Origin of the sequence: Thalassovita aquimarina (genome assembly GCF_018219815.1) — a bacterium.
Lineage (GTDB): Bacteria > Pseudomonadota > Alphaproteobacteria > Rhodobacterales > Rhodobacteraceae > Thalassobius > Thalassobius aquimarinus.
The window spans coordinates 29,865-42,124 of record NZ_JADMKU010000005.1; the positions used below are offsets into that span (position 1 = coordinate 29,865).

The window sequence follows — 12,260 nt, forward strand, 5'->3', positions numbered from 1 at the left end:
ATGCCTGTCTTGGCCACGCCCCAAGTTTCATCTGACCCCGCTTGGGGCGCAGGGAAGATGTCGTATTCTGGCGCCGAAATTTGCGCCTTGTCCATTTTTTAAGTCGAAAACTTGATCCATATCAATGCGCCCGAAGAAGCCTTGTAAAACAGGTATGCAAACAGCCTATTGTTGCATTGGGGAAACATTCTTTTTTTGAAATGCTTTGCGGATGACGCGCTGCGCTTTTCCGCTTGAAGGGTCGCTAGGGACCAAATACCTTCCCGGGCAGTAATGCGCTTAACGAACAATCATACCGAATTTGCACAAAATTTCGGGAAAATAATCTAAAAAATGGATCGGCATAGGACAGCTGATCTCACGCCTATCAGAATGGAGGCTTATTGTGACTTTAATCCGGCCTATCGCGGCAGTCGTTTCCTTGACTGCGGGTCTCATGGCATCAACTGCAATCAATGCGGGAACGATCGAAGGCTTCACCGGCCCGTTCGGTTTCGGCTTCGTTCTTGCCGATGAAGATGAGGGCGTCGTCGACCCCGGCATCTTCGCCGTCACCGGGGACATCAACAACGACGACTTCGTCGGCAACGAATTTTCCCCCAGCGGCGTGCTGAACTGTCTCCGTTCCAGCCAGCCCGGCGCTGGCTGCGCCGAAGGCCCCGGCACCGGCAACCGCTTCAAGACCTTCATGACCGGTAACGGGGCGCTGGACCTCGTTTTCTCGACTGCGGACAGCAGCGGGATTACCGAGTATTTCAACTACGGTAAAACCTCCAACACGACGGGCGCTCGGATCCAGAGCTTCCAGCTTCAGCTCGGCACCGGCACCGGCGACGATTTCGTGGCGATGGACCCGTCCAATCCCGCGTCCGCGGTGCTGTTCGACAACCTGGTCACGCTGAGCGAAGCGAACGCCATCGACTGGCCGTTCCTGGTCGGCACCGAAGGACAGGCGCCGCTGCAGCGGTCCTGGTTCCCCGACGGATTGTTCGGCGACGGCGGACAGGAAGGCGATATCGGCTTTTTCAGCCCCGAACGCGCCGGTTTCGAACTGACGTCGAACACCGACCTCACCGTTCTGAGCGGCGCGAACCTGACCAACGCAGACCATTTAGACTTGTTCGGCGATTCCCTGCTGGCGCGCACGATGCTTCCCGACGGGATGTTCTGGGACGAAGTGGTGGCCGACACCACGGATGAAGACGCCCTGATCGCCTGGTACGACCATCGCGCCAACGGCGGGGCCGGCAACTGGGTTTGGGGGTCGATGAATGCCGATGCCACCGACCTTGCTGCCCGGCTGGCCGATCTGGCCGACGTTCTGGGTGTCACAGTTGCCGACCTGTCCTATGCGAGCGGTGACGAAATTCCCGCCAATATCGCGGCGCTGATGGAAGCGGGGGACGTGTTCGAGGTTCTGCCGATCGAAGACCTTTCGAACGTCAACCTGAACTTCAACCTGGATGTCGGCGATATTGCCCTGGGCGAATTCACCCTGCGCATCGTACCGACCTTCGCACCGATCGTCGAAGTCAGCGCGACCGACTTCCAGTTTGGCATGGCCGCCACACTTGATGCCGCCAACGTGCCGTTCCTCAATGCCGATCCCGGCTATCTGGGCGCGCTCGCCGCAATCGAGGCGCTGCCGACCGCTGCCGAACAGCAGCTCGCCTTGGAAAGCGTCGGCTACAGCTTCCTGGGGGCCTATAGCGGCCTTGCCTATTCCTTCGGGTCCGAATCCATCGCCGCGCTGAACGGCGGCGAACTGGGACAAGGCGCGAACGAGCAACCCTCCAGGGGGGCCGGCAACTGGAGCGTCGGCGATGGCACCCGCGCCTTCGTCAAGATCGGCGGCACATCGGCAGATTACGACCGCACCGCGAACAATGCCGGTTTCTCCACCTCGAGCTTCAGCTTCCATGGCGGTTTCGAACGCGCGCTCAATGAAAACGTCACTGCGGGCCTGATGTTCGGCGCCCAGCAGGGCGAGGCCAGCATCATGGCCGGGCGCGGATCGCTGGATGCAGAGGCCTATACCATTGCCGGCTTCACCCGGTTCAATGTCGGCGGTGTTCGCGTTCAGGCGGCAGCCGGATATCAGGACCTGTCCTACGATTCGACGCGCAACATCACTTTCGGCACGGTCAACCAGACGGCCACCGGAAGCACCAATGGCGAAACCGTGTTCGCATCGCTCGGGGCTGACTGGATGATGCAGAAGGGTGCAATGTCCTTCGGTCCGATGGCATCGGCCGAGTATTACAAGATCTCGGTTGATGGCTTCAGCGAAACCGGTGCCGGGCTCTACAACCTCGATATCGGCGCACAGGATGCAGAGGTCACCGTCGCGCGCCTCGGCCTTCGCGGCGAAACCCAAGGCGCCACCAAGAACGGCGGCAACTTCAAGGCCTTCGGCTACGCGGCATGGGCTGCCCGGAGCGGCGACGACATGACCGTGTCGACCAGCTTCTCGGGAAGCAACCTGCCGACCTTCGCCGCCCCCGTTGACGGGTTGGACGATAACTGGCTGGACCTCGGCGCGGGAGTGTCCTGGACGCTTTCGAACCAGAGCGGGAAAACCACGCGCGTCGGTCTCGGCTACAACGGGGCGCTGTCCTCGGGTTACGAAGAGCATCGCGGCAACCTGTTCGTCGAAATGGTGTTCTGAGCTACAGAAGCAAAAGAAGACCTGAAACATTCAGCGGCGCGGACAGTCCTTGTCCGCGCCGCTTTTCTGTCAGCCCTGTCGGCGCCCGACCTTTGACGGATTAGCCGCCGCGTGGGCGAAGCCGTCCCGTTTCGGCGTGCCCTTACCGTCCGTGCGTCCTGTCGTATCCGTTTGTCCCCGGCTGCGACCAGCCCTGCAATGCCCCTTCTTCGGGGGCGAAAACTTCCACCAGAAGCGGATAGCAGGCGGCCTCGTCGCTGGAATGCTCCGAGGAACAATCGCCGCCGGGACAGGCGGACAGGGCCCCCAGCAGGTCGATCTCGGCAAAGAACTCGAGGTAATCGCCCGGACGCACCGGGCTGGCCTTCATGAAATACTGCCCGGTATCGCGGGTGAACCCGGTGCACATGAAGACGTTGAGGACGTCGTGCACATGCGGTTCGGCCTCGGCCAAGGTCATACCCGTCGCATCGGCCAATGCCCGTGTCAGGTTGGAATGACAGCAATGGTGATACTGCCCGCCCGACAGCAAGTTATGGGTGTAGGGATCGCAGCGGGTGCCGATCACGTCATGCACCGACCCGCCATAGCCGTCGATCCCGTACCAGCCAAGCGTGTCTTCGGTGATCGTCGCCATCGGTCGCAGAAACGGGAAGGCCGACCACATCCGTTCGCCGGTGCTCAGATGGGTGCCGTGCAACGCCCGCGTCTTGCCGGAATAGAACCGTTCCGACAGGTCATGCGCATTCCACAGGTTCAGGTCGCCAACCTGCGGCCCTTCGACCGAGGAAACGCGGAAAAACTGCCCTGCCGCCACCCTGAATGCCATCGCCTCGCGTGGCGGCACCAGCACCTCGTCGACCTTCCGCGCGCCTTCGCGGGCGCCCCGGTACAGCGCCAGATCCACCTTGGGCAAGGTGTCATTGGGATAGCAGATCACCGGCGCGACAGCGCGGCGGGTTTCGGCATCGGCGGGAATATCGGTCATGTCACACCTGCGGTTTCAAAGGGATGGCGGCGGGGTTTCCGCATGACAATCCTTGGGCGGCTTGCCGTCCGAAGTAAAGCGCTCCACACCGCAAACCATGCAACGGTAACAGCTTTGCCCTTCGCGGTCGTGACGCCGGTCGGCGCGCCATTTACAATGGCGCGTGCGACGGTTCGACAGGATCATGACCAGGATGAAGGCCAGCAACAGACCAAGGATAGGCATGGCCCTGCTTCGCAAATTCCGGCGCCGAAGAAAAGCTCAGACGGCCCGCCCCGCGGCGCGCCCGGAAAAGATGCAGCCGCCCAGAAAGCTGCCTTCCAGGGCGTTGTAACCGTGATAGCCGCCACCACCGAAGCCCGCGACCTCCCCGGCGGCGAACAGCCCGTCAAAGGGCGAACCGTCCGGGCGCAGCACCTGGCCGTTGATATCGGTATGCAATCCGCCCAGCGATTTCCGGGACAGGATGTTCAGCCGCACCGCGATCAGCGGCCCGTTGCCGGGATCGAGGATCTTGTGCGGCTTGGCGGTGCGGATCAGACGATCGCCACGATAGGCACGGGCCTGCCGGATGGCGATGATCTGCGCATCCTTGGCGAACTCGTTGTCGATCTGGGCATCGCGCGCCTCGATCTGCGCCGCGATCCGGGCGAGGTCGACAGGCGCGTCAGGCGTCAGCCGGTTCATGCCCGCAACCAGATCGCTCAGGGTATCGGCGACGACGAAATCCTCGCCATGTGTCTTGAACGCCTCGACCGGGGCGGGCGCGCCCTTGCCCGCCAGCCGCGCCCGGATCACCGCCGACCACTTGCCCGCCGTCAGATCCGGATTCTGTTCGCTGCCCGACAGCGCGAATTCCTTTTCGATGATCTTCTGGGTCAGGATGAACCAGCTGTGGTCATGTCCGGTCGACAGGATGCGCTTCAGCGTCGCCAGCGTGTCGAAACCGGGCAGGCAGGGGGCCTCCATCCGCTGCCCCAGAGCATCGAACCAGACCGAACTGGGCCCGGGCAGAATACGGATGCCGTGATTGGGCCATATCGGATCCCAGTTCGCCAGCCCTTCGGTGTAATGCCACATCCGGTCTTCGTTGATCGCCCCGGCCCCGGCGGCCTTGGCGATCTGTTGCATCCGTCCGTCGACATAGTCCGGCACCCCGGCCACCATCCGATCGGGGGCGGGTCCCAGACGGTCGGTGGGCCAGTTGGCGCGCACCATGGCGTGATTGCTGCCGATCCCGCCCGAGGTCACGATCACCGCCCCGGCGCGCTGTTCGAACCTTCCGGTCACGTCGCGATTGGTCGACTGCCCGCGTGCTGCCGTATCCGCGCGCAAAACCTCGCCGGCGACCCCGGCCACCGCGCCGTTTGCCACGATCAGGTCGGTCACCCGGTGACGGAAACCGAAGCTGAGCCGCCCGTCGTCCGCCGCTGCCCGCACCAGCCGTTCGAACGGCGCGACCACCCCAGGCCCGGTGCCCCACGTGATATGGAAACGCGGCACCGAATTGCCATGACCGTCGGCCAGCGATCCGCCCCGTTCGGCCCAGCCGACCACCGGGAACCAGCGCATGCCGAGACTTTTCAGCCAAGGCCGCATCTCGCCCGCCGCGAAATCGACATAGGCCTCGGCCACCCTGCGGGGGTTGGCATCCTCGGGCCGGTCGAAGCCGGCGCTGCCCATCCAGTCCGGCGCCCACGACGATGACATCGACCATGGCGTATCCTCCCGCCGTCAGGCTAAGCGGGACGGGGGTTTCCGCAAACCCGGACCTCGCGTAAAGAAAAAGCGCGCCCTCGGAGGGACGCGCCTTTTGCTCTTGCCGTGCGGGCGGCCTCAGGCCGCTGCGGCGTATTCGTAATATTCCACGAAATCTTCGTCGCTGCCGTTCACGGCTTCTTCCGGGATGTAGTAGGCATAGGCCTGTTCCAGGGCTTCCAGCGCTTCGCGGGACCGTGCTTCTTGGGTTTGTGCGGTATCGGACATCATTGCCTCGGTTCTCTGACGTTCCCCCCGTGACGCTGAAATTAAACATTGTGCGGAAAATGACATCTACCATTCGCGCCGTGCCGCCATGCAGCATTTGCAGGTTTGACGGGGTGACCGATGACCGGGAAAAGAAAAAGGCCCGCGTCGTGGCGGGCCCTTTCAAAGCACTGGATTTGCGCCCGGTCAGACCGTGCGGTTCACCAGCATGCGCTTGATCTCGGCAATCGCCTTGGCCGGGTTCAGACCTTTCGGGCAGGTCTTGGCGCAGTTCATGATGGTGTGGCAGCGATACAGCTTGAACGGATCTTCCAGATCGTCCAGCCGTTCGCCGGTGGCTTCATCGCGCGAGTCGATGATCCAGCGATAGGCGTGCAGAAGCGCTGCCGGCCCAAGATACTTGTCGCCGTTCCACCAGTAGCTCGGGCAGGAGGTCGAGCAGCTGGCGCACATCACGCATTCATAGAGGCCGTCGAGTTTCTTGCGGTCCTCGATCGACTGCTTCCATTCCTTGGCGGGCCGGTTGGTCTTGGTTTCCAGCCACGGCATGATCGACGCGTGCTGCGCATAGAAGTGGGTCAGGTCGGGGATCAGGTCCTTGACCACCGGCATGTGCGGCAGCGGGTAGATCTTGACCGTGTCCGACTTGACCTCGTCCATGCCGTAGATACAGGCCAGCGTGTTGATGCCGTCGATATTCATCGCGCAGGACCCGCAGATGCCTTCGCGGCAGGACCGCCGGAAGGTCAGGGTCGGATCGATCTCGTTCTTGATCTTGATCAGCGCGTCCAGGATCATCGGGCCGCATTTGTCCATGTCGACGAAATAGGTGTCGACCCGGGGGTTTTCGCCGTCATCGGGATTCCAGCGATAGATCTGGAACTTGCGCACGTTCGTCGCGCCCTCGGGTTTGGGCCAGGTCTTCCCGGTACGGACGCGGGAATTCTTGGGGAGCGTCAGTTGGACCATTGTCGCTTCTCCTACTTCTGCGGACGACGCCGCCGTTAATCGCTCAGTCGGCCCGCATCGCGGACAAACAGTGTATTTCCTTCGCCTTCGAACCGGGGCGCATACCCGGCGGATGTGATCCGCCCGATCAGGTCGCCGCCCCACTCCGCGGCATGTTCGGTTTCGATCAGGATGGCATCGGGCATGTCAGCCTCGCCCGCCTGATCGAGCCACGGGCCGAGAACCGAATCCTCGAACCCTTCGACGTCGATCTTGATGACACAGACATCATAGTCGTCCGCGCCCTTCATATAGGGGGCCAGCGGCCGGACCGGCACGCACACGGTGCCGTCGGCCTTGCCCTTGCCGACACCGCGCAGCGATGCCTGACCGTAATTTCCGGCGCTCAGCATCAGCTTGGCCTCGCCTTCCTCGGCACCAAGAGCACAGCCTTCGATCCGCACCACGTCGCCAAGGCCGTTGCGGCGCACGTTTTCGCCCAGCCGCCCCAGCATCACCGGGTTGGGTTCGAAAGCGATCACCCGCGATCCCGCACCGGCGGCGCGCGCCAGCGGCACCGCGAAGGCGCCGCAGTTGCCGCCGATATCCAGCACCAGCGCCCGCTTTCCCCTCACGATGTCGGTCAGAGCTTGCAGCGATTGCGCCTCGGGCGGTTCACCGTTCAGCCAGATGCACTGTTCGGTGAAATTGTCCCGCGGATTGACCAGCAGCTCCACCCCCGCGAAGCTGACCGCGGTTTGCGGCAGCAGCGGCCGCAGGTGGCGCCGGACCTTGGGTCCGGCGACCTGAAAGGCCTTGCGCAGGTGTTTTTGCTGCTGCCGGTCCATCGCCGCCCCTTAGAAGGTCCGCGCTTTCGGCGCGATCTTCTCCAGCGAGATGCCGCCTTCGTCTTCGGTGCTCAGCGGATCGAGGATCACCGGACGATAGCTGAGATCGACCTTGTTGCCCTCGACGCGGGACACGGTGTGGATCCGCCAGTTCTTGTCGTCGCGATCCGGGTAATCCTCGTGCGCGTGGGCGCCGCGGGATTCCTTGCGCGCCTCGGCTCCGACGATGGTGGCCAGCGCGTTCGGCATCAGGTTGGCCAGTTCCAGCGTTTCCATCAGGTCGCTGTTCCAGACCAGCGACCGGTCGGTCACTTTCAGATCGTCCATCTTGGCGGCAACCGCAGTCATCTTTTCGACCCCTTCCTTCAGGGTCTTGTCGGTGCGGAACACCGCCGCGTCCGACTGCATTGTGCGCTGCATTTCCAGCCGCAGTTCCGCGGTCGGGATGCCGCCATTGGCGTTGCGCAGACCGTCGAACCGCTCAAAGGCCTTGTCGATCGACGCCTGGTTCAGAACCGGGTTCGGCGCGTTCGGGTCAACCACCTGACCGGCGCGGATCGAGGCCGCGCGGCCGAACACCACAAGGTCGATCAGCGAGTTCGAGCCCAGACGGTTGGCGCCGTGCACCGAGGCGCAGCCGGCTTCGCCCGCAGCCATCAGGCCGGGCACGACGGCGGTGGGATTGTCCGCGGTCGGGTTCAGAACCTCGCCCCAGTAATTGGTCGGGATACCGCCCATGTTGTAGTGCACGGTGGGCAGGACCGGGATCGGTTCCTTGGTAACGTCGACACCGGCGAAGATCTTGGCACTTTCCGAAATGCCCGGCAGACGTTCGGCCAGCGCTTCGGCGGGCAAGTGCGACAGGTTCAGGTGGATGTGATCGCCATGTTCGCCGACGCCGCGGCCTTCACGGATTTCCATCGTCATCGAGCGCGACACGTAATCGCGCGGCGCCAGGTCCTTGTACTGGGGCGCATAGCGCTCCATGAACCGTTCGCCTTCGGAGTTGGTCAGGTAACCGCCTTCGCCGCGGGCGCCCTCGGTGATCAGGCAGCCGGACCCGTAGATGCCGGTCGGGTGGAATTGAACGAATTCCATGTCCTGCAGCGCCAGCCCGGCACGTGCCACCATGCCGCCGCCGTCACCGGTGCAGGTATGCGCCGAGGTAGCCGAGAAGAAGGCCCGGCCGTACCCGCCGGTCGCCAGCACCACCATCTTGGCGTTGAACACGTGGAAGGTGCCGTCGTCGAGTTTCCAGCACACCACGCCCTGGCACTGACCGTCATCGGACATGATCAGGTCGATGGCGAAATATTCGATGTAGAATTCGGCGTTGTTCTTCAGCGACTGGCCGTACAGCGTGTGCAGGATCGCGTGGCCGGTCCGGTCGGCGGCGGCGCAGGTGCGCTGCACCGGTGGGCCTTCACCGAATTCGGTAGTGTGGCCGCCGAAGGGACGCTGGTAGATCTTGCCCTCTTCGGTGCGCGAAAACGGCACGCCGTAATGTTCCAGTTCGTAAACCGCCTTGGGCGCTTCGCGCGCGAGGTATTCCATCGCGTCGGTATCGCCAAGCCAGTCCGACCCCTTGACGGTGTCGTACATGTGCCATTGCCAGTTGTCCGGGCCCATGTTGCTGAGCGAGGCGGCGATGCCGCCTTGTGCCGCCACGGTGTGCGACCGGGTCGGGAAAACCTTGGTCACACAAGCTGTGCGCAGCCCCTGTTCGGCCATGCCCAGCGTGGCCCGCAGACCCGCGCCGCCGGCGCCGACGACAACCACGTCATATTCGTGCGTTTCGTATTTGTATGCAGCCATTTTCCTAATTCCTTCAGAGCGCGATCTTGGCCAGGGCGAACAGACCGAAGCCGGTCACCACGTAGGACAGGCCGATCACGAACATCACCAGCAACTTGCGCGTGGTACCTTGCGCATAGTCTTCGATCATCATCTGCGCGCCTTTCGCGAAGTGGCGCAGGCCGACCAGCAGGACCAGAGCGGTCAGAACCGCGGTGAACGGGCGCGAAAAGATCGCCTGCACTTCCTCGTGAGAAGACCCGAGCGCGCGGCCGAAGATGAAGATGAAAAGCGGGACGATACAGGCCAGACCGACGGCGCTGACGGTCATGTACCAGTGGTGTTCGGTCCCGGTATGGGAAGCGCCTTTGCCCTCGGCGCGTTTACGGGCGGTCAGGTAACGCATGGCTCGGCTCCGGTTATACGATGATGAGGGTCAGGACGGTCAGCGCGACCGATCCGATCAGGCAGGCCCAGCCCAGCTTTTCAGCGGTGGGGATGTCCAGCCCGTGACCGGCGTCAAAATAAAGGTGACGCAGGCCCGCGAGGTAGTGATACCACAGCCCCAGCACCGACAGGGTCATGACCAGGTCGCCGAACCACGAGGTCATCACGGCATCAGCCAGGGCATAGTATTCAGCGCTCGTCGCCGCGGCCAGCAACCACCACACAACCAGAACCGCGCTGACGATCAGGGCGTTTCCGGTAATTCGCGTCAGAATGGACGTGATTGCAGTCAGCTGGGGGCGATAGATTTGGATGTGCGGGGAAAGCGGGCGCTCGGCCTTTTTCACATCAGCCATATCAGATCCTTTCAGGGTTCCCTTACTTAGCCTCTTTCTTACTGTTTTTTTTGCCCGTGTCACGCGCAACGGGGGTAGCGATTGCGCTAAACCCCGCAGAAAAGAGGGAAAATTTTACCTTTGTGATCACGGCGAAACCCGGCGTGATCACAAATATATCTTATCGAAATAATCGGGTTTTTCCTCGATTCCGCGACGGGCGAAGCATCGCCGCACATTACGATTTCCTGCCGTGATGAGCCGCACATGGCGCGGCTTGGCACGGCACTTGACCGGAATTGCGGCGGCACGGGCTGCTCCGCTTCCGCCTTGGGCGCCCCGAGAGCGTGATCACGCTATCGGCGGCACCGTCACGCCCGCCTGAAATGGAAATCGGCCCGCACCGGAAGGTGGGGCCGATCATAAGAGAAATCAGGCAGGCCAGCTTGAAGGCCGGTCACATCGGCATCAAAGCCCAGTAATCGATATCCAGCAGAACCTCGGGCAGGTATTTGCCGTCCTCGCCCTTCAGCCGGAACGGTTCCCCCCCGCTGGTGGCGACCAGGCGCAGGCGGATGGCGCCGACGCCGGGCGCGGATGTCTCTGCCTTGTCCAGAACTTCGGACCACGCCTTCACCGTCAGGCCGCTGAAACAGGGGTTGGCATGGGCACCGCCGTTTAGACCAACGATCATCTGCGCGTTGGCCAGCCCGTTGAACGACAGCGCACGGGCCATCGAAATCACGTGACCACCATAGATCAACCGCTGCCCATCGGGACGGAAAGTGGCGTCGAAATGCACCTTGGCGGTGTTCTGCCACAGGCGGGTCGCCATCATGTGTTCGGCTTCCTCGATGGTGACGCCGTCGACATGGTCGATCTTTTCGCCCACTTCGTAATCGCCCCAGCGATGCGGTTCGCCGGCCAGGGTGAAATCGTAGTTTGAGAAATCCAGCCCTTCGGGGATCACCAGTTCCTCGACCGGGATCACCTTCTTCAGCTCGGGGATCACCGTTTCCGGCGCCGGCGCATCAAGGTCGCGTTTGCGCACCATCACCCAGCGGGCGTAATCCAGCACCACCTCGCCCAGTTGGTTCATGCCGCGGGTGCGGACATAGACGACGCCCGACTTGCCGTTGGAATTCTGCTTCAGCCCGATCACCTCGGACACCGAACGCAGCGTGTCGCCGGGATAAACCGGCTGCAGCCACTTGCCCTCGGCATATCCAAGATTGGCAACCGCGTTCAGCGACACGTCCGGCACCGTCTTGCCGAACACCACGTGGAAGGCGGCCAGATCGTCCAGTGGGCTTTCGGCCAGACCGCAATCGCGGGCGAATTCATCCGAGGAATACAGCGCGTGACGGGCCGGATAGAGCGCATGATAGAGCGCCCGTTCTCCTTCGCCCACGGTACGCGGCACCGCGTGGGCGATCACATCGCCCAGCTTGTAGTCTTCGAAAAAGCGGCCCGGATTGGTCTTCGCCATCACAGTTCTCCAAGTTTCAGTTCGGGATGGTATTCGCCGGGCGCATCCTTGGTCACCGCCTGACCGCAGCGCATGACGCCATTGGCGGCATCGAAGGCATAGGTCGGGTCACCGTGCAATTCCCAGCCCTTGTTCAGGGCCTCGGTCACCTTGTGGCAGAAGGCCGAGGTGTCGTCAGCGGTCAGAAAACGATAAATCTTCATGGGTCTCATCCAAACGGGTTATAGCCAAGCCAGGTGTGGATCATGGCGATCGCGCCGAACACCACCACGGTTCCGACCGCAGCGCCGATTTCCTTGCCGGTGGAAAATTCGGTCGGTTTCTTCCACTCCGGCTCCATGCTGTTGATCTGAATGACCGAAAGGACCGCCCAGATCAGCATGCCGCCGAACAGGATGAAGGACGGCACGTCGCCGTTCACCAGCAGGTGCCCCAGGGCCCAAGCCTTGACCCCGGCCAGCTGCGGATGGCGGATCCTGGCGGTGAGGCGGGTTTTCATCCCCGAGGCGGCGAAAAGGTAGATCGACAGCAGCATCAGCAGGTTGTTGATCCCGGCCAGTATAGGGGTGCGGCCCCAGTACACCGCGCCGTCTGCGGTGCGGTATCCGACCACCATCAGCACCAGCGACAGCAGCAACAGCAAGGCGATCGGCCCCTTGGCCTTTTCGCCCCAGGAGGCGCGCAGTTCGGGCGCCAGTCGTTTGAACAAATGCGCGCCCGACCACAGCAGCACGCCCAGAATAAGCCAGATCATGGA

Annotated in this window: 13 protein-coding genes; 1 reads left to right on the forward strand and 12 read right to left on the reverse strand. The window is 62.6% G+C overall.

Features of this window, described 5'->3' with window-relative positions:
• Window positions 1-436 precede the first annotated feature (436 nt).
• On the forward strand, window positions 437-2,668 hold the full coding sequence (locus IT775_RS07195) for a choice-of-anchor F family protein (RefSeq protein ID WP_212700412.1): 2,232 nt from the start codon (window positions 437-439) through the stop codon (window positions 2,666-2,668).
• Between the two features lie 142 nt (window positions 2,669-2,810).
• On the opposite strand, the gene IT775_RS07200 is transcribed toward IT775_RS07195, so the two are convergent.
• The 12 genes from IT775_RS07200 to IT775_RS07255 form a co-directional block, all read right to left on the reverse strand.
• Entirely contained in the window at window positions 2,811-3,656 is an 846-nt protein-coding gene (locus IT775_RS07200) for an urea carboxylase-associated family protein (protein WP_212700413.1), read from the reverse strand.
• A 15-nt stretch (window positions 3,657-3,671) separates the two neighbouring features.
• A complete protein-coding gene (locus IT775_RS07205) occupies window positions 3,672-3,881 on the reverse strand; it encodes a hypothetical protein (protein WP_212700414.1) in 210 nt (69 codons plus the stop codon).
• Window positions 3,882-3,917: 36 nt separating this feature from the next.
• Window positions 3,918-5,366 carry an FAD-binding dehydrogenase gene (locus IT775_RS07210; protein WP_212700415.1) on the reverse strand — a complete coding sequence of 483 codons (1,449 nt, stop codon included), beginning with the start codon at window positions 5,364-5,366 and terminating at the stop codon, window positions 3,918-3,920.
• A gap of 126 nt (window positions 5,367-5,492) precedes the next feature.
• Window positions 5,493-5,642: a hypothetical protein gene (locus tag IT775_RS07215; protein WP_212700677.1), complete on the reverse strand. Its 150-nt coding sequence runs from the start codon at window positions 5,640-5,642 to the stop codon at window positions 5,493-5,495.
• A gap of 186 nt (window positions 5,643-5,828) precedes the next feature.
• Complete coding sequence (locus IT775_RS07220; RefSeq protein ID WP_212700416.1) at window positions 5,829-6,611, reverse strand: succinate dehydrogenase iron-sulfur subunit; 783 nt, start codon at window positions 6,609-6,611, stop codon at window positions 5,829-5,831.
• 35 nt (window positions 6,612-6,646) lie between these two features.
• Window positions 6,647-7,438, reverse strand: coding sequence for an FkbM family methyltransferase (locus IT775_RS07225; RefSeq protein ID WP_212700417.1), 792 nt, complete (start codon window positions 7,436-7,438; stop codon window positions 6,647-6,649).
• Between the two features lie 9 nt (window positions 7,439-7,447).
• On the reverse strand, window positions 7,448-9,253 hold the full coding sequence (gene sdhA, locus IT775_RS07230; protein ID WP_212700418.1) for a succinate dehydrogenase flavoprotein subunit: 1,806 nt from the start codon (window positions 9,251-9,253) through the stop codon (window positions 7,448-7,450).
• Between the two features lie 13 nt (window positions 9,254-9,266).
• On the reverse strand, window positions 9,267-9,638 hold the full coding sequence (sdhD, locus tag IT775_RS07235; protein WP_212700419.1) for a succinate dehydrogenase, hydrophobic membrane anchor protein: 372 nt from the start codon (window positions 9,636-9,638) through the stop codon (window positions 9,267-9,269).
• Between the two features lie 13 nt (window positions 9,639-9,651).
• Window positions 9,652-10,035 (reverse strand): succinate dehydrogenase, cytochrome b556 subunit, encoded by a 384-nt coding sequence (sdhC, locus tag IT775_RS07240; protein WP_212700420.1) that lies wholly within the window; start codon window positions 10,033-10,035, stop codon window positions 9,652-9,654.
• 436 nt (window positions 10,036-10,471) lie between these two features.
• Window positions 10,472-11,503 carry a MaoC family dehydratase gene (locus IT775_RS07245; RefSeq protein WP_212700421.1) on the reverse strand — a complete coding sequence of 344 codons (1,032 nt, stop codon included), beginning with the start codon at window positions 11,501-11,503 and terminating at the stop codon, window positions 10,472-10,474.
• Window positions 11,503-11,706 carry a DUF1737 domain-containing protein gene (locus tag IT775_RS07250; RefSeq protein ID WP_212700422.1) on the reverse strand — a complete coding sequence of 68 codons (204 nt, stop codon included), beginning with the start codon at window positions 11,704-11,706 and terminating at the stop codon, window positions 11,503-11,505. The genes IT775_RS07245 and IT775_RS07250 overlap by 1 nt, the downstream gene beginning before the upstream one ends.
• A gap of 5 nt (window positions 11,707-11,711) precedes the next feature.
• Window positions 11,712-12,257 (reverse strand): NnrU family protein, encoded by a 546-nt coding sequence (locus tag IT775_RS07255; protein ID WP_212700423.1) that lies wholly within the window; start codon window positions 12,255-12,257, stop codon window positions 11,712-11,714.
• Window positions 12,258-12,260: the final 3 nt, after the last annotated feature.

What these genes read in the sequence shown, in the direction of transcription:
- IT775_RS07220 (WP_212700416.1), bottom strand. Translation starts at nt 6,611, where the DNA reads ATGGTCCAACTGACGCTCCCCAAGAATTCCCGCGTCCGTACCGGGAAG.
- IT775_RS07225 (WP_212700417.1), bottom strand. Translation starts at nt 7,438, where the DNA reads ATGGACCGGCAGCAGCAAAAACACCTGCGCAAGGCCTTTCAGGTCGCC.
- IT775_RS07245 (WP_212700421.1), bottom strand. Translation starts at nt 11,503, where the DNA reads ATGGCGAAGACCAATCCGGGCCGCTTTTTCGAAGACTACAAGCTGGGC.
- IT775_RS07200 (WP_212700413.1), bottom strand. Translation starts at nt 3,656, where the DNA reads ATGACCGATATTCCCGCCGATGCCGAAACCCGCCGCGCTGTCGCGCCG.
- IT775_RS07195 (WP_212700412.1), top strand. Translation starts at nt 437, where the DNA reads ATGGCATCAACTGCAATCAATGCGGGAACGATCGAAGGCTTCACCGGC.
- sdhD (WP_212700419.1), bottom strand. Translation starts at nt 9,638, where the DNA reads ATGCGTTACCTGACCGCCCGTAAACGCGCCGAGGGCAAAGGCGCTTCC.
- IT775_RS07210 (WP_212700415.1), bottom strand. Translation starts at nt 5,366, where the DNA reads ATGTCATCGTCGTGGGCGCCGGACTGGATGGGCAGCGCCGGCTTCGAC.
- IT775_RS07255 (WP_212700423.1), bottom strand. Translation starts at nt 12,257, where the DNA reads ATGATCTGGCTTATTCTGGGCGTGCTGCTGTGGTCGGGCGCGCATTTG.
- IT775_RS07250 (WP_212700422.1), bottom strand. Translation starts at nt 11,706, where the DNA reads ATGAAGATTTATCGTTTTCTGACCGCTGACGACACCTCGGCCTTCTGC.
- sdhC (WP_212700420.1), bottom strand. Translation starts at nt 10,035, where the DNA reads ATGGCTGATGTGAAAAAGGCCGAGCGCCCGCTTTCCCCGCACATCCAA.
- IT775_RS07205 (WP_212700414.1), bottom strand. Translation starts at nt 3,881, where the DNA reads ATGCCTATCCTTGGTCTGTTGCTGGCCTTCATCCTGGTCATGATCCTG.
- sdhA (WP_212700418.1), bottom strand. Translation starts at nt 9,253, where the DNA reads ATGGCTGCATACAAATACGAAACGCACGAATATGACGTGGTTGTCGTC.
- IT775_RS07215 (WP_212700677.1), bottom strand. Translation starts at nt 5,642, where the DNA reads ATGTCCGATACCGCACAAACCCAAGAAGCACGGTCCCGCGAAGCGCTG.